Origin of the sequence: Burkholderia sp. AcTa6-5 (genome assembly GCF_017815075.1) — a bacterium.
Classification (GTDB): Bacteria; Pseudomonadota; Gammaproteobacteria; order Burkholderiales; family Burkholderiaceae; genus Burkholderia; species Burkholderia sola.
On the sequence record NZ_JAGIQE010000021.1, the window covers coordinates 1 to 19,687 of the forward strand.

General features: G+C 66.7%; 19 protein-coding genes. 18 read left to right on the plus strand and 1 reads right to left on the minus strand.

Annotation, left to right across the window (positions count from 1 at the left end):
• Positions 1-172 precede the first annotated feature (172 nt).
• From J8I33_RS24795 to J8I33_RS24875, 17 genes are all read left to right on the plus strand, one after another.
• Positions 173-616 (plus strand): HIT family protein, encoded by a 444-nt coding sequence (locus J8I33_RS24795; protein ID WP_011546191.1) that lies wholly within the window; start codon positions 173-175, stop codon positions 614-616.
• Positions 613-1,026, plus strand: a complete 414-nt coding sequence (locus J8I33_RS24800) for a DUF971 domain-containing protein (RefSeq protein WP_050014701.1) — start codon at positions 613-615, stop codon at positions 1,024-1,026. The genes J8I33_RS24795 and J8I33_RS24800 overlap by 4 nt, the downstream gene beginning before the upstream one ends.
• Before the next feature lie 52 nt (positions 1,027-1,078).
• On the plus strand, positions 1,079-1,810 hold the full coding sequence (ubiE, locus tag J8I33_RS24805) for a bifunctional demethylmenaquinone methyltransferase/2-methoxy-6-polyprenyl-1,4-benzoquinol methylase UbiE (RefSeq protein WP_006477837.1): 732 nt from the start codon (positions 1,079-1,081) through the stop codon (positions 1,808-1,810).
• Positions 1,811-1,851: 41 nt separating this feature from the next.
• A complete protein-coding gene (locus tag J8I33_RS24810; RefSeq protein WP_209939342.1) occupies positions 1,852-2,886 on the plus strand; it encodes a TIM44-like domain-containing protein in 1,035 nt (344 codons plus the stop codon).
• A gap of 164 nt (positions 2,887-3,050) precedes the next feature.
• Complete coding sequence (locus tag J8I33_RS24815; protein ID WP_027806086.1) at positions 3,051-3,677, plus strand: SCP2 sterol-binding domain-containing protein; 627 nt, start codon at positions 3,051-3,053, stop codon at positions 3,675-3,677.
• A gap of 12 nt (positions 3,678-3,689) precedes the next feature.
• Positions 3,690-5,267 (plus strand): ubiquinone biosynthesis regulatory protein kinase UbiB, encoded by a 1,578-nt coding sequence (ubiB, locus tag J8I33_RS24820; RefSeq protein WP_050014696.1) that lies wholly within the window; start codon positions 3,690-3,692, stop codon positions 5,265-5,267.
• A 17-nt stretch (positions 5,268-5,284) separates the two neighbouring features.
• Positions 5,285-5,911, plus strand: a complete 627-nt coding sequence (locus J8I33_RS24825) for an SAM-dependent methyltransferase (protein ID WP_050014695.1) — start codon at positions 5,285-5,287, stop codon at positions 5,909-5,911.
• 95 nt (positions 5,912-6,006) lie between these two features.
• Positions 6,007-6,369 carry an FmdB family zinc ribbon protein gene (locus J8I33_RS24830; RefSeq protein ID WP_124638765.1) on the plus strand — a complete coding sequence of 121 codons (363 nt, stop codon included), beginning with the start codon at positions 6,007-6,009 and terminating at the stop codon, positions 6,367-6,369.
• A 61-nt stretch (positions 6,370-6,430) separates the two neighbouring features.
• On the plus strand, positions 6,431-7,081 hold the full coding sequence (locus J8I33_RS24835; RefSeq protein ID WP_006477842.1) for a DUF502 domain-containing protein: 651 nt from the start codon (positions 6,431-6,433) through the stop codon (positions 7,079-7,081).
• A gap of 67 nt (positions 7,082-7,148) precedes the next feature.
• Complete coding sequence (gene aspS, locus J8I33_RS24840) at positions 7,149-8,951, plus strand: aspartate--tRNA ligase (RefSeq protein ID WP_209939343.1); 1,803 nt, start codon at positions 7,149-7,151, stop codon at positions 8,949-8,951.
• Positions 8,952-9,110: 159 nt separating this feature from the next.
• Complete coding sequence (gene nudB, locus J8I33_RS24845; protein ID WP_209939344.1) at positions 9,111-9,605, plus strand: dihydroneopterin triphosphate diphosphatase; 495 nt, start codon at positions 9,111-9,113, stop codon at positions 9,603-9,605.
• A complete protein-coding gene (gene clsB / locus J8I33_RS24850; protein ID WP_209939345.1) occupies positions 9,602-10,876 on the plus strand; it encodes a cardiolipin synthase ClsB in 1,275 nt (424 codons plus the stop codon). The genes nudB and clsB overlap by 4 nt, the downstream gene beginning before the upstream one ends.
• Before the next feature lie 200 nt (positions 10,877-11,076).
• Positions 11,077-11,676: a TetR/AcrR family transcriptional regulator gene (locus tag J8I33_RS24855; RefSeq protein ID WP_006477846.1), complete on the plus strand. Its 600-nt coding sequence runs from the start codon at positions 11,077-11,079 to the stop codon at positions 11,674-11,676.
• A gap of 56 nt (positions 11,677-11,732) precedes the next feature.
• Positions 11,733-13,520 carry an acyl-CoA dehydrogenase C-terminal domain-containing protein gene (locus J8I33_RS24860; protein WP_124631517.1) on the plus strand — a complete coding sequence of 596 codons (1,788 nt, stop codon included), beginning with the start codon at positions 11,733-11,735 and terminating at the stop codon, positions 13,518-13,520.
• A 113-nt stretch (positions 13,521-13,633) separates the two neighbouring features.
• Entirely contained in the window at positions 13,634-16,069 is a 2,436-nt protein-coding gene (locus tag J8I33_RS24865; protein WP_209939346.1) for a 3-hydroxyacyl-CoA dehydrogenase/enoyl-CoA hydratase family protein, read from the plus strand.
• A 22-nt stretch (positions 16,070-16,091) separates the two neighbouring features.
• Positions 16,092-17,291 carry an acetyl-CoA C-acyltransferase gene (locus tag J8I33_RS24870; protein WP_050014680.1) on the plus strand — a complete coding sequence of 400 codons (1,200 nt, stop codon included), beginning with the start codon at positions 16,092-16,094 and terminating at the stop codon, positions 17,289-17,291.
• Positions 17,292-17,383: 92 nt separating this feature from the next.
• Positions 17,384-18,151 (plus strand): enoyl-CoA hydratase, encoded by a 768-nt coding sequence (locus J8I33_RS24875; protein WP_050014678.1) that lies wholly within the window; start codon positions 17,384-17,386, stop codon positions 18,149-18,151.
• A gap of 51 nt (positions 18,152-18,202) precedes the next feature.
• Here the strand turns inward: J8I33_RS24875 and fdhD are convergent, their stop codons facing one another.
• Positions 18,203-19,057 (minus strand): formate dehydrogenase accessory sulfurtransferase FdhD, encoded by an 855-nt coding sequence (gene fdhD, locus J8I33_RS24880; RefSeq protein WP_209939347.1) that lies wholly within the window; start codon positions 19,055-19,057, stop codon positions 18,203-18,205.
• Positions 19,058-19,171: 114 nt separating this feature from the next.
• Between fdhD and J8I33_RS24885 the strand changes: the two genes are divergently transcribed.
• Positions 19,172-19,654 carry a nitrate reductase associated protein gene (locus J8I33_RS24885; protein WP_050014677.1) on the plus strand — a complete coding sequence of 161 codons (483 nt, stop codon included), beginning with the start codon at positions 19,172-19,174 and terminating at the stop codon, positions 19,652-19,654.
• Positions 19,655-19,687: the final 33 nt, after the last annotated feature.

A 19,687-nucleotide genomic window follows, 5' to 3' on the forward strand; every position in this document is an offset into this window, starting at 1 on the left:
TCGCGCGCCAGGTGCTCGGCGAGAACTGGATGGCCGATTATGTCGCACGGGCCAACCATGGCGGGATCGAGCGCGTGCTGGTCTAATGCGGGCATGACGACCGCCCGGCGGGACTAGGATGAGAGCGGGCGCCGGCGCTGATGTGCCGGCGCCCGTCCACATGGGAGCGACGATGGAATGCGTGTTTTGCCGTGAAGACGGCGGCGAGGTGCTCTGGCAGGACGATGCGCTGCGTGTCGTGCTGGCCACCGGCGAGCACGACTACCCGGGCTTCTGCCGGGTGATCTGGGGTGCGCACGTGGCCGAGTTCTCCGATCTCGGCGAGCCCGAGCGGGCACATCTGATGCGCGTGGTCTACGCGGTCGAGCGGGCCGTGCGCCGCGTGATGCAGCCGAACAAGGTGAATCTCGCGAGCCTCGGCAACATGGTGCCGCACGTGCACTGGCACGTGATTCCGCGCTTTTCCAACGATGCCCATTTCCCGCAGCCCGTGTGGGCGCCGCGCCAGCGCAGCGTGTCCGAGGCGCTGCTGCGCTCGCGCGCGGCGCAGGCCTCGCTGCTGCACAATGCGGTGCGCGAGGAAATTCAACGCATGACCGATTCGAGGCAAGCATGAGCGGTTTGACTTCCACGACGCCGATTCCGTCCGGCGTCGTCGTGCACGCGGTGTCGCGCGTGCTCGAATTGCAGTACCCGAACGGCGAGAGTTACCGGATTCCGTTCGAGCTGATGCGCGTCTATTCGCCGTCGGCCGAGGTGCGCGGCCACGGGCCCGGCCAGGAGACGTTGCAGACCGGCAAGCGCGAAGTGACGATCACCGCGCTCGAGGGCGTCGGCAACTACGCGCTGCAGCCGACGTTCTCCGACGGCCATTCGACCGGCATCTACTCGTGGGACCTGCTGTACGAACTGGCGACGCAGCAGGACGCGCTGTGGCGCGACTATTTCGACAAACTGAAGGCGGCGGGCGTCGAGCGCGACGCCCCGATGCCGGCAGCCGCAGCGCCGCACGGCCACTGCCACTGAAATCGACGGCGCCCGCTCGGCGCCGTCTTGCCATTTACTGAGGATCAACGCGATGAGCAAAACCCACTTCGGCTTCGAAAGCGTCGAGGAAAACGAAAAAGCGAAGAAAGTGGCGGGCGTGTTTCATTCGGTCGCGAGCAACTACGATCTGATGAACGACCTGATGTCGGCGGGCATGCACCGCGCGTGGAAGGCGTTCACGATCGCGCAGGCGAACGTGCGCCCCGGCTTCAAGGTGCTCGACATCGCGGCCGGCACCGGCGACTTGACCAAGTCGTTCGCGAAGGCGGCCGGGCCGACGGGCGAGGTCTGGCATACCGACATCAACGAATCGATGCTGCGCGTCGGCCGCGACCGGCTGCTCGACAAGGGCGTCGTGACGCCGTCGCTGCTGTGCGACGCCGAGAAAATTCCGTTTCCGGACAACTACTTCGACGTGGTCACGGTCGCGTTCGGGCTGCGCAACATGACGCACAAGGATGCCGCGCTCGCCGAGATGCGCCGCGTGACGAAGCCCGGCGGCCGCGTGATGGTCCTGGAATTCTCGAAAGTCTGGGATCCGCTGAAAAAAGCGTACGACCTGTATTCTTTCAAAGTATTACCGTGGCTTGGCGACAAGTTCGCGAAAGATGCTGAAAGTTATCGGTATCTTGCTGAATCTATCCGGATGCACCCCGATCAGGACACGCTGAAGACGATGATGGAACAAGCGGGCCTCGATGCCGTCAAATATTACAATTTGTCAGGTGGCGTGGTAGCTTTACACCTAGGGACCAAGTACTAAGGGGTTCTTTCCCTACATTCGTCTTACATTCGGAGAAGCTGATGTCTGAATCGCGTTCGTTGTTCAACCGTAGCAAGCCGTCGAAGCCGTGGGCTCGACGGGTCGGCACGCTGCTGATGGTCGGCCTGCTCACGGCCGGCACGTTCGCATCGCTCGACGCAGAAGCGAAGCGCATGGGCGGCGGGCGCAGCATCGGCCGCCAGAGCTCCACCGTCACGCAGCGCCAGGCCACGCCGCCCGCGCAGCAGCCGATGCAGCAGGCCGCGCCGTCGCAGGCGCAGCGTACGAACCCGGCCGCGCCCACGCCGGCCGCGCAGCCCAACCGCTCGCGCTGGCTCGGGCCGATCGCCGGTCTCGCGGCCGGTCTCGGCATCGCGGCGCTGCTGTCGCACTTCGGCCTCGGTGGCGCGTTCGCGAGCATGATGGCGAACGTCATCGTGATCGCGTTGCTCGCGATGGTCGGCATCTGGCTGGTCCGCAAGTTCATGAACCGCCGTCGCCCGCAGGAGCCGGCGTATTCGGTCGGCGGCGCATCGTCGTCGTCGGGCGGCTATTCGCAAAGCCCCTCGTTCCAGCAGGGCAACACCGGCGGCAACTACGCGGGCAGCGGCAGCAGCTATGCCAATGAAGCGCAGGGCGTGTTCGGCGGCGGTGCGGCGGCCGCCGGCGCGGCAGGCGCGATGGCGGCTGCGCCGCTTCAAGTGCCGGCCGGCTTCGACACCGAAGCGTTCCTGCGCAGCGCGAAAGTCTATTTCGTGCGCCTGCAGGCCGCGTGGGACCAGGGCAACCTGGCCGACATCCGCGAGTTCACGACGCCCGAAATGTTCGCCGAGATCAAGATCGACCTCGATTCGCGCGGCAACGACGCGAACCAGACCGACGTCGTGCAGCTCGACGCGGAACTGATCGCGATCGAGGATCGCGGCATCGAGCAGTCGGCGAGCGTGCGCTTCCACGGCCTGATCCGCGAATCGGCGAATACGTCGGCCGCGCCGTTCGACGAGGTGTGGAACCTGTCGAAGTCGGGCAGCCAGGGCTGGCTGCTCGCGGGTATCCAGCAGATCAACACGCACTGAGCGTGGCCGGCGGCCCGCGCCGCCGGGCACCCGGGCGACGGCCGCCGCACTGCGACCGCTTGCCGCCCGGGTGTACGGTCAGGCACGGTCTGCCATCGATCCGACGTTACAATAGAAACCCGCGTGGGCGCCCGGCCTGCGCGGGTTTTTTCTTTCCCAGCCCGATGACCTTTGCCGCCAAGCCTTTTGCTGCTGCCGTCAATCACCTGCTCGCGCGCGAATCGTGGGCGCGCGACCGCCTGATTCCCTATGCGGGCAAGACTGCCCGGATCGACGTGCCTCCCGTCACGCTCACGCTGCTGGTGCAGCCCGACGGCTATCTGTCGGCTGTCGACGCACACGATGCGCAACAGGTCGACGTGTCGATCGCGCTCGCCGGCGATACGGTCGCCGCGTTCCTGCAGGGCGGCCAGGCGGCCGTGATGAAGCACGTGAAGATCGAGGGCGACGCGGAATTCGCGACGCAGATCGCGAAACTGGCCGAGCATCTGCGCTGGGAACCGGAAGAAGATCTCGCGAAGCTGGTCGGCGACGCGGCGGCGTACCGGATCGCGACGGTCGTGCGCGATGCCGGCGCGCGCGCGCGCCGCACCGGACGCAACGTGCTCGACTCCGTCGCCGAATACTGGCTCGACGAGAACCCGCAAGTCGTCCGGCGTGCGTCGCTCGGCGGCTTCGACGCCGAACTGGCGCGCGCACGCGATGCGCTCGCGCGGGTCGAAAAGCGGGTCGAGCGACTCGAACAAAAAATCGGCGCGCGCACGGGTTCCAGCCCGCGCGGCGCGCACTGAGGGCCGCAGGGCATGCGCATTTTCCGTTTCATCAAGATTGTCTACACCGTCATCCGCTTTGGTCTCGACGAAGTGATGCTGTCCCGGATCGACGACCGGCGCGTGAAGCTGCTGCTGCGGATCACGACGATCGGTCGCCGTTACTCCGATCCGCCCGCCGTGCGGCTGCGCCACGCGCTCGAAAGCCTCGGCCCGATCTTCGTGAAGTTCGGCCAGGTGTTGTCGACGCGCCGCGACCTGCTGTCGGTCGATTTCGCGAACGAACTCGCGAAGCTGCAGGATCAGGTGCCGCCGTTCGATTCGGCCGTCGCGATCGCGATCATCGAGAAGTCGCTCGGCGCGCCGGTCGACGAGCTGTTCGACGAATTCGAGCGCGAGCCGATCGCGAGCGCATCGATCGCGCAGGTGCATTTCGCGAAGCTGAAGCAGGGCGTGCACGCGGGCAAGGCCGTCGCCGTCAAGGTGCTGCGGCCGAACATGCTGCCGGTGATCGATTCCGACCTCGCGCTGATGCGCGACATCGCGACGTGGACCGAACGCATGTGGGCCGACGGCCGGCGCCTGAAGCCGCGCGAGGTCGTCGCCGAATTCGACAAGTACCTGCACGACGAGCTCGACCTGATGCGCGAGGCCGCGAACGGCAGCCAGCTGCGCCGCAACTTCGCGGGCCTCGACCTGCTGCTCGTGCCCGAGATGTTCTGGGATTTCTCGACGTCGCAGGTGCTCGTGATGGAGCGCATGACCGGCGTGCCGATCAGCCAGGTCGAGACGCTGCGCTCGGCCGGCGTTGACATCAAGAAGCTCGCGCGCGAAGGCGTCGAGATCTTCTTCACGCAGGTGTTCCGCGACGGCTTCTTCCATGCGGACATGCACCCCGGCAACATCCAGGTGAGCCTCGACCCGAACACGTTCGGCCGCTATATCGCGCTCGATTTCGGGATCGTCGGCGCGCTGTCCGATTTCGACAAGAACTACCTCGCGCAGAACTTCCTCGCGTTCTTCAAGCGCGACTACCACCGCGTCGCGACGCTGCACCTCGAATCGGGCTGGGTGCCGCCCGAGACGCGCGTCGAGGAGCTCGAAAGCGCGATCCGCGCGGTGTGCGAACCGTATTTCGATCGCGCGCTGAAGGACATCTCGCTCGGCCAGGTGCTGATGCGCCTGTTCTCGACGTCGCGCCGCTTCAACGTCGAGATCCAGCCGCAGCTCGTGCTGCTGCAGAAGACGATGCTGAACGTCGAGGGGCTCGGCCGCTCGCTCGACCCCGAACTCGACCTGTGGAAGACCGCGAAGCCGTATCTCGAGCGCTGGATGACCGAGCAGATCGGCCTGCGCGGCTGGTACGAGCGGTTCAAGGTCGAGGCGCCGCAGTGGAGCAAGACGCTGCCGCAACTGCCGCGCCTGATCCATCATGCGATGGCCGCGCGCCACGACGCGCCGCGCGCCGCGAGCGAGGAGCTGATGCGTCAGGTCCTCGTCGAGCAGAAACGGACGAACCGGCTGCTGCAGGCGTTGCTGATCTTCGGCCTGGCCGTCGGCGTCGGGGCGCTCGTCGCGCGCGTGCTGCTCGCGCTCGCGTACGGCGCCTGACCGAAAGGAGCCACGCGATGTCCGAACCGAAACAGCCGTCCGCGTCGAGCGCCGCCGATTTCGCGACGCGCGACCCCGGCAGCGCGTCGTTCTGGGACGAGCGCTTCGAGCGAGGCGTGACGCCGTGGGAATTCGGCGGTGTGCCGGACGGGTTTCGCGCGTTCGCGCAGCGGCGCGACCCGTGTGCGGTGCTGATCCCGGGCTGCGGCAGTGCGCAGGAGGCCGGATGGCTCGCGCAGGCCGGCTGGCCGGTGCGCGCGATCGATTTCGCCGCGCAGGCGGTCGCTGCGGCGAAGGCGCAGCTCGGCGCGCATGCGGACGTCGTCGAACAGGCCGATTTTTTCCAGTACCAGCCGCCGTTCGATGTGCAGTGGGTGTACGAGCGCGCGTTCCTGTGCGCGCTGCCGCCGAGCCTGCGTGCGAGCTATGCGGCGCGGATGGCCGAGCTGCTGCCCGCGGGCGGATTGCTGGCCGGTTATTTCTTCGTGGTGGCGAAACCGAAAGGGCCGCCGTTCGGGATCGAGCGAGCCGAACTCGACGCGCTGCTCGCGCCGCACTTCGAGCTGATCGAGGATTTGCCCGTGACCGATTCGCTGGCCGTGTTCGACGGGCACGAGCGCTGGCTCACGTGGCGTCGCCGCTGATGCGCGGGCGTCGCGGCCGTTGCCGGAGCGGGCCGGGGTTTCGGCTATAATTCAAGGTTTTGCAAGCCGTTTCCAGTTTCTGCGGGAAAAATATCATGCCGATCTACGCCTATCGATGCGAAGCGTGCGGTTTCGCGAAGGACGTGCTCCAGAAGATGAGCGACGCGCCGCTGTCGCAATGCCCTGAATGCGGGAAGGATGCTTTTCGCAAACAGGTGACCGCCGCCGGTTTCCAGCTGAAGGGCTCGGGGTGGTATGTCACCGATTTTCGCGGCGGCTCGGGCGGCGCCAGCGCACCGGCGACCGCGTCGGGCGACGCGGCGCCGGCGGCACCCGCGGCGGAAGCCGCACCGGCCGCGGCCGCGCCGGCTGCGACGAGCAGTTCGGGCAGTGCGGGCAGCACCACGACGACGAGCGCCGCGCCGGCACCGGCTGCGACGCCCGCCGCCGGCACTTGATCGTCGCGGCCCGGCCGGGTCGCGACCAACCCGCGCTTCCGGCGCGGTTCATTGACGGCAGATGATGAAAAAGACGACCCTGAAAACGGTGTTCCTGACCGGCTTGCTGGTTCTCGTCCCGCTCGCGATCACGCTGTGGGTGCTCGGCCTCATCATCGGCACGATGGACCAGACGCTGCTCCTGCTGCCCGAATCGTGGCAGCCCGAGCGGATGCTCGGCTTCCATCTGCCGGGGATCGGCGCGGTGCTGACGCTCGCGTTCATCTTCGTCGTCGGGCTGGCCACGCAGAACTTCATCGGCCAGAAGCTCGTCACGTGGTGGAACGCGGTCGTGCGTCACATCCCGGTCGTCGGGCCGATCTACACGAGCGTCAAGCAGGTATCGGACACGCTGCTGTCGAGTAGCGGCAACGCATTCCGCAAGGCGCTGCTGATCGAATACCCGCGCCGCGGCTCGTATACGATCGCGTTTCTGACCGGCACGCCCGGCGGCGACGTGGTCAACCATCTGACGGAAGAGTACGTGAGCGTGTACGTGCCCACGACGCCGAACCCGACGTCGGGCTTCTTCCTGATGTTGCCGAAGAGCGAAGTCATCGAACTCGACATGTCGGTCGATGCCGCGCTCAAGTACATCGTCTCGATGGGCGTCGTGGCGCCTTCGGCGCCGGCTCCGGCGCCCGCCCGTCGTCCCGTCGAGCCGCCGCTGTAAGTAAAGAATCATCGCCCGGGCCGCGCGTTGCGGCGCCCGTTGATCAAACCGAACGAAAGCAAACATCATGTCGATGCGTACTGAATACTGCGGTCTCGTGACCGAACACCTGCTGGGCCAAACCGTGTCGCTGTGCGGCTGGGTGCAGCGCCGCCGCGATCACGGCGGTGTGATCTTCATCGACCTGCGCGATCGTGAAGGCCTCGTGCAGGTGGTGTGCGACCCGGATCGCGCGGAAATGTTCGCGACCGCCGAAGGCGTGCGCAACGAGTTCTGCGTGCAGATCAAGGGCCTCGTGCGCAACCGTCCGGAAGGCACGGTCAACGCCGGCCTGAAGAGCGGCAAGATCGAAGTGCTGTGCCACGAACTGAACGTGCTGAACGCGTCGGTCACGCCGCCGTTCCAGCTCGACGACGACAACCTGTCGGAAACGACGCGCCTCACGCACCGCGTGCTCGACCTGCGCCGCCCGCAGATGCAGCACAACCTGCGCCTGCGCTACCGCGTCGCGATCGAGGCGCGCAAGTATCTCGACGAGCAGGGCTTCATCGACATCGAAACGCCGATGCTGACGAAGAGCACGCCGGAAGGCGCGCGCGACTACCTCGTGCCGTCGCGCGTGAACGCGGGCCAGTTCTTCGCGCTGCCGCAGTCGCCGCAACTGTTCAAGCAGCTGCTGATGGTCGCGAACTTCGACCGTTACTACCAGATCACCAAGTGCTTCCGCGACGAGGATCTCCGCGCCGACCGTCAGCCGGAATTCACGCAGATCGACTGCGAAACGTCGTTTCTCGGCGAGCAGGAAATCCGCGACCTGTTCGAAGACATGATCCGTCACATCTTCAAGACGACGATCGACGTCGAACTCGACGCGACATTCCCGGTGATGCCGTACTCGGAAGCGATGGCGCGTTTCGGTTCGGACAAGCCGGACCTGCGCGTGCAGCTCGAATTCACCGAGCTGACCGACGCGATGAAGGACGTCGACTTCAAGGTGTTCAGCACGCCGGCCAACGCGAAGGACGGCCGCGTCGCGGCGCTGCGCGTGCCGAAGGGCGGCGAGCTGTCGCGCGGCGACATCGACGGCTACACGGAATTCGTGCGCATCTACGGCGCGAAGGGCCTCGCCTGGATCAAGGTCAACGAGAAGGCGAAGGGCCGCGACGGCCTGCAAAGCCCGATCGTGAAGAACCTGCACGACGCGTCGATCGTGGCGATCCTCGAGCGTACCGGCGCTGAAGACGGCGACATCATCTTCTTCGCGGCCGATCGCGCGAAGGTCGTCAACGACAGCCTCGGCGCGCTGCGCCTGAAGATCGGCCATTCGGAATTCGGCAAGGCGAACGGCCTCGTCCAGGCCGGCTGGAAGCCGCTGTGGGTCGTCGACTTCCCGATGTTCGAATACGACGACGAAGACGCGCGCTACGTCGCCGCGCACCACCCGTTCACGAGCCCGAAGGACGAGCACCTCGAGTATCTCGAGACCGACCCGGGCCGCTGCCTCGCGAAGGCGTACGACATGGTGCTGAACGGCTGGGAAATCGGCGGCGGCTCGGTGCGTATCCACCGCGAGGAAGTGCAGAGCAAGGTGTTCCGCGCACTGAAGATCGGCGCGGAAGAGGCGCAACTGAAGTTCGGCTTCCTGCTGGACGCGCTGCAGTACGGCGCGCCGCCGCACGGCGGTATCGCATTCGGTCTCGACCGCATCGTCACGATGATGGCCGGCGCCGATTCGATCCGCGACGTGATCGCATTCCCGAAGACCCAGCGTGCGCAGGATCTGCTCACGCAGGCGCCGAGCCCGGTCGACGAGCGTCAGCTGCGCGAGCTGCACATCCGTCTGCGTCAGCCGGAGCAGCCGAAGGCGTAACGCGTTTTCGCACCCGGTCGTGCGCGCGGCGACGCGCGCGCGACATCCAACGAAAAGGCGCCGTGGTGCGCCTTTTTCGTTTTTTGCGGTACAGTCGCAGCACTTGCCGCACGTTCGGGCACAGGCCCCGCGCACGGCCCTGTGCCGCATGAAACCAAGATGACGAAGCCGCCGAAAATCCCCGAATCCGTTCTCGTCGTGATCTACACGCCCGAACTCGACGTGCTCGTGATCAAGCGTGCCGACCAGCCCGATTTCTGGCAATCGGTCACCGGCTCGAAGGACGCGCTCGACGAGCCGCTCGCGCTCACCGCCGCGCGCGAGGTGGCCGAGGAAACCGGCATCGCGGTCGGCACGCCGGACGTGTCGGCCACCGCGCTCGTCGACTGGCATCACCGGATCGAATACACGATCTATCCGCAATACCTGCATCGCTATGCGCCGGGCGTCACGCGCAACGTCGAGCACTGGTTCGGCCTGTGCGTGCCGCATCGCGTCGACGTGACGCTGTCGCCGCGCGAGCATGTCGACCATGCGTGGCTGCCGTTCCGCGAGGCGGCCGCGCGCTGCTTCTCGCCGTCGAACGCCGAGGCGATCCTGCAATTGCCCGCGCGCGTGGCCCTCATGCGTGCGCCGCACGGTTCGTCCGCATGAATGCGGAGACCCGCAAGCGCTTCGCGCAATTGCGGCAGATGTTCCTGCAGGAGCGCGGCTCCGCGTCGCGGCTCGCGTTTACGGCCGGCAACACCGTGCGGCTGTGCGAAACCGGCGGTGAATTCTTCCACGCGCTGATCGATCGGATCGACGCCGCCCGCGAGCAGGTGATGCTCGAAACCTACATCTTCTGCGACGACGAGGCCGGCCGCCCGGTGTCGGACGCGCTGATCCGCGCGGCGCAGCGCGGCGTGCGCGTGCGCGTGATCACCGACGGCATCGGCACCGCCCGCCTGCCGCTGTTCGACACATGGGCCGAGGCCGGCGTCGAGCACTGCATCTACAACCGCTTCCTGTTCGGCCGCTTCGGCTTCTCGCGCACGCACCGCAAGCTCGCGGTGATCGATCACGCGGTCGCGTTCTGCGGCGGCATCAACATCGTCGACGACTACACGCAGGGCAGCGCGACGCTGCCGTTCCCGCGCTGGGATTTCGCGGTCGAGATGGCCGGGCCCGCGGTGTCCGACGTGCGCGCCGCGTTCGAGCTGCAGTGGCACCGGATCCGGTTCGGCCACAAGCCGTATGCGCAGTACGCGGCCGGGCTGCATGGCGGCGAAGCGTTCCCGGACATGTTCCGGCGCTGGATGCGCAGCCACCGGTGGATCAAGGCCGGCGCGCTCCGGGTCGTGACCGAGCCGAGCGTCGCGTTCGTCGCGCGCGACAACGTCGTGAATCGCCGTGCGATCGAGAAAGCCTACCTCGCGGCGATCGGCCAGGCGCGCCAGCGGATCCTGCTCGCGAATCCGTACTTCATGCCGGGCCGCAAGCTGCGCCGCGCGCTGACGGGCGCGGCCCGCCGCGGCGTCGACGTGCAGGTGCTGATCGGCCGCAAGGAATTCACGGCGCTCGATACGGCCGTACCGTTCCTGTATCACGCGCTGTTGCGCGCAGGCGTGCGCGTCGCCGAATACGACAAGACGATCCTGCACGGCAAGGTCGCCGTGATCGACGACAACTGGGCGACGGTCGGCTCGTCGAATCTGGACGCGCTGAGCCTGATGCTGAACAATGAAGCGAACGTCGTGCTGGTGCGCTACGATGCAGTGACGAACCAGTTGCGCGACGCGATCGCCACCGCGTTCGCCGAAGGCCGGGAAGTCGACGCCGCGCACTACGCCGCGCGCCCGCGCGTCGAGCGGCTGCTGAACTGGCTGGCGTACAACACGTACCGCCTCGTGATGAAGGCGCTGACGGTCGGCGGTTACGACTGACGCAGACTAAGTATTCGCTTCAAAAAATCTGTCCGCACGTTCGTGCGGAAAAGCCGCTCCGGTCCCGCCGGAATCGCGCAAAATAGCGGCTCGGTTAGACACCGGTTTCTAATAATTTCCTTGTTTCGCGAGCGGCCGCACTCAATAATAGTACGGCCGTTCGATTTTATTCGAACCCCCGAACGGTTACAGAAATAGCTATGCGAAAAGGCGAACAGACGCGTGCCGCGATACTCGAAGCTGCTTTGGACCTCGCCAGCCGTGACGGGCTGGAGGGGCTGACGATCGGCCTGCTGGCCGAGCGCATGCAGATGAGCAAGAGCGGCGTGTTCGCGCACTTCGGATCGCGCGAAGACCTTCAGGTGGAGGTCGTCCGCGAGTACCACCATCGTTTCGAGAACGAGGTGTTCTTTCCGAGCCTGCGCGAGTCGCGCGGTCTGCCGCGTCTTCGGGCGATGCTGGCGCGCTGGATCGAGAAGCGCATCCAGGAGGTGACGACCGGGTGCATCTACATCAGCGGCGCAGTGGAGTACGACGACCGGCCGGACAGCCCCGTGCGCGAGCAGTTGATCGCGAGCGTGACCGCCTGGCGTGCCGCGTTGCTGCGCGCCATTTCGCAGGCGATGGAAGAAGGGCATCTGCGCGCGGATACGGATCCGGAACTGATGCTCTTCGAGTTGTACAGCTTCACGCTCGGCCTGCATCACGACGCACGCTTCCTGCATTCGCCGGACGCCGTGCGCCTTACGTGGGCCGCGCTGGAAAAGACGATTGTTTCGTATCAGAGCGAGAGCCGTTAGCGGCGCGTGACCCGCCCGCCAGGAGCTCGAGCCGTTGCCCACCTTTGGAGAGAGTCATGGGACAGTACGCCGCGCCGCTGCGCGACATGCAATTCGTGTTGCACGAGCTTCTGAACGTCGAAGCCGAAGTCAAGCAAATGCCCAAGCATGCGGACCTCGACGCCGACACGATCAACCAGGTCCTCGAGGAAGCGGGCAAGTTCTGCTCCGAGGTACTGTTCCCGCTGAACCAGGTCGGCGACCGCGAAGGCTGCACGTATGAAGGCGACGGCGTCGTGAAGACCCCGACCGGCTTCAAGGAAGCGTATCGGCAGTACGTCGAGGCCGGCTGGCCGGCGCTCGGCTGCGATCCGGACTACGGCGGCCAGGGGCTGCCCGCGTTCGTGAACAACGCGCTCTACGAAATGCTGAACTCGGCGAACCAGGCATGGACGATGTATCCGGGCCTGTCGCACGGCGCGTACGAATGCCTGCACGCACACGGCGCGCCGGAACTGCAGCAGCAATACCTGCCGAAGCTCGTGTCGGGCGAATGGACGGGCACGATGTGCCTGACCGAGCCGCACTGCGGCACCGACCTCGGCATCCTGCGCACCAAGGCCGAACCGAACGGCGACGGCTCGTACTCGATCAGCGGCACGAAGATCTTCATCTCGAGCGGCGAGCACGACATGTCGAAGAACATCGTCCACCTCGTGCTCGCGCGCCTGCCGGACGCGCCGCAAGGCACGAAGGGGATCTCGCTGTTCATCGTGCCGAAGTTCGTTCCGGACGCGTCGGGCGAGCCGGGCGAGCGCAACGGCATCAAGTGCGGGTCGATCGAACACAAGATGGGCATCCACGGCAACTCGACGTGCGTGATGAACCTTGACGGCGCGAAGGGCTGGATGGTCGGCGAGCCGAACAAGGGCTTGAACGCGATGTTCGTGATGATGAATGCCGCGCGCCTCGGCGTCGGCATGCAGGGCCTCGGCCTCACGGAAGTCGCGTACCAGAACTCGCTGACGTACGCGAAGGAACGCCTGCAGATGCGTTCGCTCACGGGCCCGAAGGCACCGGACAAGCCGGCCGATCCGATCATCGTGCACCCGGACGTGCGCCGCATGCTGCTCACGCAGAAGGCGTACGCGGAAGGCGCGCGTGCATTCACGTACTGGTCCGCGCTGCAGATCGACAAGGAACTGTCGCACGCCGACGAAGCCGTGCGCAAGGAAGCGGCCGACCTCGTCGCGCTGCTCACGCCGATCATCAAGGCGTTCCTGACCGACAACGCGTTCGAGTGCACGAATCACGCGATGCAGATCTACGGCGGCCACGGCTTCATCTCCGAATGGGGCATGGAGCAGTACGTGCGCGACGCGCGGATCAACATGATCTACGAAGGCACGAACTCGATCCAGTCGCTCGACCTGCTGGGCCGCAAGGTGCTCGGCGACATGGGCGCGAAGCTGAAGAAGTTCGGCAAGCTCGTGACCGAATTCGCGGAAGCCGAAGGCGTGAAGCCCGAGATGGCCGAGTTCATCAACCCGCTCGCCGACATCGGCGACAAGGTACAGAAGCTGACGATGGAAATCGGCATGAAGGCGATGCAGAACCCGGACGAAGTCGGCGCGGCCGCCGTGCCGTACCTGCGTACCGTCGGCCATCTGGTGTTCTCGTACTTCTGGGCGCGCATGGCGCGTCTCGCGCTCGACAAGGAAGCGTCGGGCGATCCGTTCTACAAGTCGAAGCTCGCGACGGCCCGCTTCTACTTCGCGCGCCTCCTGCCCGAGACGGCGGCGACGATCCGCGCCGCGCGCGCCGGTTCGAAGACGATGATGGAAGTCGACGAATCGCTGTTCTGACGCGAGTCCGGGCGGTGCGCGCCGCGCGTCGCCCGAACGCAACGGTTCCTGGTACTCACTTCGCCGTGCAGCCCTCACATTCCGCGCTGCACGACACTATCCGGAGACATCCCGTGAGCAATTTCCTGATTCGCAAGGTCGCCGTGCTGGGCGCCGGCGTGATGGGCGCGCAGATCGCCGCGCACCTCGTCAACGCGCGCGTGCCGGTGCTGCTGTTCGACCTGCCGGCCAAGGAAGGCCCGAAAAACGCGATCGCGCTGAAGGCGATCGAGAACCTGAAGAAGCTGTCGCCCGCGCCGTTCGGCGTGAAGGACGACGCGAAATACCTCGAAGCGGCGAACTACGAAGACGACATCGCGAAGCTCGCCGAATGCGACGTCGTGATCGAGGCGATCGCCGAGCGGATGGACTGGAAGCACGACCTGTACAAGAAGGTCGCGCCGCACATCGCGCCGAACGCGATCTTCGCGACCAACACGTCGGGCCTGTCGATCACGAAGCTGTCCGAAGGTTTCTCGGACGAGCTGAAGGCGCGTTTCTGCGGCGTGCACTTCTTCAACCCGCCGCGCTACATGCACCTCGTCGAGCTGATCCCGACCGCGCACACGCGTCCGGAAATCCTCGACCAGCTCGAGACCTTCCTGACGAGCGTCGTCGGCAAGGGCGTCGTGCGCGCGAAGGACACGCCGAACTTCATCGCGAACCGCGTCGGCATCTTCTCGATCCTCGCGGTGATCACCGAGGCCGCGAAGTTCGGCCTGCGCTTCGACGAAGTCGACGACCTGACGGGCAGCCGCCTCGGCCGCGCGAAGTCGGCGACGTTCCGCACCGCGGACGTGGTCGGCCTCGACACGATGGCGCACGTGATCAAGACGATGCAGGACAACCTCGCCGACGATCCGTTCTTCCCGGTCTACCAGACGCCTGCCGTGCTCGCCGAACTGGTGAAGCAGGGCGCGCTCGGCCAGAAGACGGGCGGCGGGTTCTACAAGAAGGAAGGCAAGGCGATCAAGGTGCTCGACGCGAAGACGGGCACCTACGTGGATTCGGGCGCGAAGGCGGACGAAACCGTCGGCCGCATCCTGAAGCGTCCGCCGGCGGAACGCCTGAAGCTGCTGCGTGAAACGGATCATCCGCACGCGCAGTTCCTGTGGTCGATCTTCCGCGACGTGTTCCACTACATCGGCGTGCATCTCGAATCGATCGCCGACAACGCGCGCGACGTCGACCTCGCGATCCGCTGGGGCTTCGGCTGGAACGAAGGCCCGTTCGAAGGCTGGCAGGCCGCCGGCTGGAAGCAGGTCGCCGAGTGGGTGCAGGAAGACATCGCGGCCGGCAAGGCGCTCGCGAACGTGCCGCTGCCGTCGTGGGTGCTCGAAGGCGCGGTTGCGGAAAAGGGTGGCGTGCACACGGCCGAAGGCTCGTGGGCGCCGGCAGCGAAGCGCTTCGTGCCGCGTTCGGACCTCGCGGTCTACGAGAAGCAGGTATTCCGCGCGCCGCTGCTCGGCGAAGCCGGTGCCGATCCGAAGACGTACGGCAAGACGCTGTTCGAGACCGATGCCGTGCGTGCCTGGGTCGACGACCGTGCGGGTGAAGACGACGTCGTGATCGTGTCGTTCAAGTCGAAGATGAACACGATCGGACCGAGCGTGATCGACGGCCTCGTGCAGGCGATCGAACTCGCGGAGAAGGACTACAAGGGCGTGGTGATCTGGCAGCCGACGTCGCTGAAGCTCGGCACGCCGGGCGGCCCGTTCTCGGCCGGCGCGAACCTCGAAGAGGCGATGCCCGCGTTCATGATGGGCGGCGCGAAGGGCATCGAGCCGTTCGTGAAGAAGTTCCAGGAAGGCATGCTGCGCGTGAAGTATGCGAACGTGCCGGTCGTCGCAGCCGTGTCGGGCATCGCGCTCGGCGGCGGGTGCGAGCTGATGCTGCACAGCGCGAAGCGCGTCGTGCACGTCGAGAGCTACATCGGTCTCGTCGAAGTGGGCGTCGGCCTCGTGCCGGCGGGCGGCGGCCTGAAGGAAGCCGCGCTGCGCGCAGCGGATGCCGCAACGGCCGCGAACGCGACCACCGACATCCTGAAGTTCGTCACGAAGTCGTTCGAGAACGCGGCGATGGCGAAGGTGTCGGCGTCCGCGCACGATGCCCGTGCGATGGGCTACGTGAAACCGTCCGACACGATCGTCTTCAACGTGTTCGAACTGCTCGACACCGCGAAGAAGGAAGCGCGCGCGCTGGCCGCAACCGGCTACCGCGCACCGCTGCGCGCGAAGGACGTGCCGGTCGCAGGCCGCTCGGCGATCGCGACGATCAAGGCATCGCTCGTCAACATGCGTGACGGCCGCTTCATCAGCGACCACGACTACCTGATCGCGAGCCGCATCGCCGAAGCCGTGTGCGGCGGCGACGTCGAAGCCGGCAGCCTCGTCGACGAGGAATGGCTGCTCGCGCTCGAGCGCCGCGCGTTCGTCGAGCTGCTCGGCACGCAGAAGACGCAGGAACGGATCATGGGCATGTTGCAGACCGGCAAGCCGGTGCGTAACTGAGCGAGCAGACAAGGAGTCTGAAATGAGCAAACAACTGCAAGACGCATACATCGTCGCCGCCAGCCGCACCCCGATCGGCAAGGCCCCGCGCGGTGTCTTCAAGAACACGCGCCCCGACGAGCTGCTGGTTCACGCGATCAGGTCGGCGGTCGCGCAGGTGCCCGGTCTCGACACGAAGGTGATCGAGGACGCGATCATCGGCTGCGCGATTCCGGAAGCCGAGCAGGGGCTGAACGTCGCGCGCATGGGCGCGCTGCTCGCGGGCCTGCCGCAGACGGTCGGCGGCGTGACGGTCAACCGCTTCTGCGCGTCGGGCATCACCGCGCTCGCGATGGCGGCCGACCGCATCCGCGTCGGCGAATCGGACGCGATTTTCGCGGGCGGCTGCGAATCGATGAGCATGGTGCCGATGATGGGCAACAAGCCGTCGATGTCGCCACACATCTTCGATCGCAGCGAAGACTTCGGCATCGCGTACGGGATGGGCCTGACGGCCGAGCGCGTCGCCGAGCAGTGGAAGGTGAGCCGCGACGACCAGGACGCGTTCTCGGTCGAATCGCACCGCAAGGCGCTCGCCGCGCAGCAGGCCGGCGAATTCGGCGACGAAATCGCTGCGTACACGCTCACCGAGCGGTTCCCGAACCTCGCGACCGGCGAGGTCGACGTGAAGACGCGCGAGATCAAGCTCGACGAAGGTCCGCGCGCGGATACGTCGCTCGAAGGCCTCGCGAAGCTGCGCACGGTGTTCGCGAACAAGGGCTCGGTCACGGCCGGCAACAGCTCGCAGACGTCGGACGGCGCGGGCGCGCTGCTCGTCGTGTCGGAGAAGGTGCTGAAGGAGTTCAACCTGACGCCGCTCGCGCGCTTCGTGAGCTTCGCGGTGCGCGGCGTGCCGCCGGAAATCATGGGGATCGGCCCGAAGGAAGCGATTCCGGCCGCGCTGAAGGCCGCCGGCCTGAAGCAGGACGATCTCGACTGGATCGAGCTGAACGAGGCGTTCGCCGCGCAGTCGCTGGCGGTGATGCGCGATCTCGGCCTCGATCCGTCGAAGGTCAACCCGATGGGCGGCGCGATCGCACTGGGCCACCCGCTCGGCGCGACCGGCGCGATCCGCGCGGCGACCGTCGTGCACGGCCTGCGCCGCCGCAACCTGAAGTACGGGATGGTCACGATGTGCGTCGGCACCGGCATGGGCGCCGCGGGCATCATCGAACGCCTGTAAGCGGGACGCGACGACAAGCGACGACGGTGCGCGGGCCACGAGCTCGCGCACCGTTTTTTTCATTCCGGTAGAGACAGTCAAAGGAGACGGTTGTGGCCGACATTCAAGTGGAACGCGCCGACGGCGTGATGACGATCACGATCGCGCGCCCGGCGAAGAAGAACGCGCTGACGGCGGCGATGTACCAGACGATGGCCGATGCGCTCGCCGACGCGCAGGAAGACAAGGCGACGCGCGTGATCCTGCTGCGCGGCAGCGACGGTAATTTCAGCGCGGGCAACGATCTCGAGGATTTCCTGAAGTCGCCGCCGAAGGACGACACCGCATCGGTGTTCCAGTTTCTGGCGCGGATCAGCAGCGCGAGCAAGCCGGTCGTGGCGGCGGTGCCCGGCATCGCGGTCGGGGTCGGCGTGACGATGCTGCTGCACTGCGATCTGGTCTATGCGGCCGACACCGCGACGTTCTCGCTGCCGTTCGTGCAGCTCGGGCTGTGCCCGGAAGCCGCGTCCAGCGCACTGCTGCCGCGCCTGGCCGGCCATCAGGTCGCCGCCGAGAAGCTGCTGCTGGGCGAGGCGTTCGACGCGCTGGAAGCGCACCGGATCGGTATCGTCAACCGCGTGCTGCCGGCGGCCGAGCTCGACGCGTTCGCGGCGAAGCAGGCGGCGAAGCTGGCGGCGCTGCCGGCGGCATCGCTGCGTGTGACGAAGGCGCTGCTCAAGGAGACGGGCGGCGTGGCGACGCCCGCGCGGATGGCCGAGGAAGCGCGCCATTTCGCCGAGATGCTGCGCGCGCCGGAGGCCCGCGAGGCGATGACGGCGTTCTTCGAGAAGCGCAAGCCGGATTTCCGTCAGTTCGACTGACGGAACGGGTCGCGCCGGCGGTGGCTCGCCGGTGCGCGGTTGGGAGAGCGATCAGGCCGTGCCGTAGTCGACGTGGCCCGTTTCGCGGCAGAAGCTGACGAGCCGCAAGCCGGCCGCCTTCGCGATGTCGATCGCGAGCGACGACGGCGCGGAGATGGTCGCGACCAGCGGGATGCCGACCCGCGCGGCCTTGCGCACGAGCTCGTAGCTCGCGCGGCTCGACAGGAACACGAAGCCGTCGGTGGTATCGGCGCGCGCCAGCACGAGCGAGCCGATCAGCTTGTCGAGCGCGTTGTGGCGGCCGACGTCCTCGAATGCCGTGCGGATCGCGCCTGTTGCATCGCACCACGCGGCCGCATGCAGGCCGCCGGTCAGTTTCGTCAGCGCCTGATGCGACGGTAACGCATGCGCGGCGCGCGCCAGCGCGTCGGGCGCGAGGCGCGCGAGAAAACCGGTATCGGGCACGCGTTCGGGCGCGAGGTCGAGCAGGTCGATGCTCTCGATGCCGCAGACGCCACAGCCCGTGCGCCCCGCGAGCGCGCGGCGCCGGTCCTTCAGCGCGGCGAACGCCTGCTGGACGACTTCCAGATGGACTTCCGCATGCGGCAGCGGCGCGTCGGCGTGCAGGATCACCTCGATGTCCTTGATGTCGCTGCCGCGCGCGACGATCCCTTCCGAGATCGCGAAGCCGACCGCGAACGCTTCGAGGTCGCATGGCGTACACATCATCACCGCATGCGAGATGCCGTTGAAGACGAGTGCGACCGGCCATTCCTGGCCGACGAAGTCGTGCGCGGTCTCGACCGCGCCGCCGCGCGTGCGGCGCACGGGCAGCTCGATCGCGCCGCGCGGTTCGTCGCGCAATGCGTCGCGCGGTGCGTCTGATTGGGTCGGATTCACGAGCACTCCCGTTGATTCGAAGGGCGGCCGGCGACGATCGTGCCGCCGCCCGCGCGCAGAGGTTCTAAAATACCTCAGGCAAGCCGGCCGCGCCGGCATCCGCCACGTCAGGTAACGACCATGGGACTCAGCGACGCTCCGTTGCTCTTCAACTTCGAACACGATTCGTCGGAAAACTTCACGTACATCCCGATGATCGTGCGTTTCAATCTCGATCGCTTCGGCCTGCGGATTTCGCTCGACCAGTGGCAACTGCTGCCGCTCGAGGATCGCAAGCTGCTCGCGCGCTTTCCGGCCGACGACGACACCGCGATCGAGCCCAACTTCGATCACGCGCTGTTCGAAATGCTGCGCACGCACGCCGATCTGGAGCCGTCATGGTTCCAGCCGGACGAGCAGCCGGCCTGGCGCGCCGTCGACGCGGTACCGGAGTCGCTGGTACAGCAGAGCGCGCTGGCCGGACTGCCGGCACCCGCGCTCGCGCAGTGGCAGCGGCTCGCGCCGTTCCAGCGCTACGTGCTGGTCAAGCTGTCGCGCAAGCCGACGCTGAATCACGATTTCGTGCCCGCGATGCGGGAGTTCGGGCTGACGGCCACGCACTGACGACCGCCTGCCGCACCGCAGCGCTTGCCCGCC

What these genes read in the sequence shown, in the direction of transcription:
- aspS (WP_209939343.1), top strand. Translation starts at nt 7,149, where the DNA reads ATGTCGATGCGTACTGAATACTGCGGTCTCGTGACCGAACACCTGCTG.
- ubiE (WP_006477837.1), top strand. Translation starts at nt 1,079, where the DNA reads ATGAGCAAAACCCACTTCGGCTTCGAAAGCGTCGAGGAAAACGAAAAA.
- J8I33_RS24815 (WP_027806086.1), top strand. Translation starts at nt 3,051, where the DNA reads ATGACCTTTGCCGCCAAGCCTTTTGCTGCTGCCGTCAATCACCTGCTC.
- clsB (WP_209939345.1), top strand. Translation starts at nt 9,602, where the DNA reads ATGAATGCGGAGACCCGCAAGCGCTTCGCGCAATTGCGGCAGATGTTC.
- J8I33_RS24860 (WP_124631517.1), top strand. Translation starts at nt 11,733, where the DNA reads ATGGGACAGTACGCCGCGCCGCTGCGCGACATGCAATTCGTGTTGCAC.
- J8I33_RS24830 (WP_124638765.1), top strand. Translation starts at nt 6,007, where the DNA reads ATGCCGATCTACGCCTATCGATGCGAAGCGTGCGGTTTCGCGAAGGAC.
- J8I33_RS24885 (WP_050014677.1), top strand. Translation starts at nt 19,172, where the DNA reads ATGGGACTCAGCGACGCTCCGTTGCTCTTCAACTTCGAACACGATTCG.
- J8I33_RS24835 (WP_006477842.1), top strand. Translation starts at nt 6,431, where the DNA reads ATGATGAAAAAGACGACCCTGAAAACGGTGTTCCTGACCGGCTTGCTG.
- ubiB (WP_050014696.1), top strand. Translation starts at nt 3,690, where the DNA reads ATGCGCATTTTCCGTTTCATCAAGATTGTCTACACCGTCATCCGCTTT.
- J8I33_RS24870 (WP_050014680.1), top strand. Translation starts at nt 16,092, where the DNA reads ATGAGCAAACAACTGCAAGACGCATACATCGTCGCCGCCAGCCGCACC.
- J8I33_RS24800 (WP_050014701.1), top strand. Translation starts at nt 613, where the DNA reads ATGAGCGGTTTGACTTCCACGACGCCGATTCCGTCCGGCGTCGTCGTG.
- J8I33_RS24825 (WP_050014695.1), top strand. Translation starts at nt 5,285, where the DNA reads ATGTCCGAACCGAAACAGCCGTCCGCGTCGAGCGCCGCCGATTTCGCG.
- J8I33_RS24855 (WP_006477846.1), top strand. Translation starts at nt 11,077, where the DNA reads ATGCGAAAAGGCGAACAGACGCGTGCCGCGATACTCGAAGCTGCTTTG.
- J8I33_RS24810 (WP_209939342.1), top strand. Translation starts at nt 1,852, where the DNA reads ATGTCTGAATCGCGTTCGTTGTTCAACCGTAGCAAGCCGTCGAAGCCG.
- J8I33_RS24795 (WP_011546191.1), top strand. Translation starts at nt 173, where the DNA reads ATGGAATGCGTGTTTTGCCGTGAAGACGGCGGCGAGGTGCTCTGGCAG.
- nudB (WP_209939344.1), top strand. Translation starts at nt 9,111, where the DNA reads ATGACGAAGCCGCCGAAAATCCCCGAATCCGTTCTCGTCGTGATCTAC.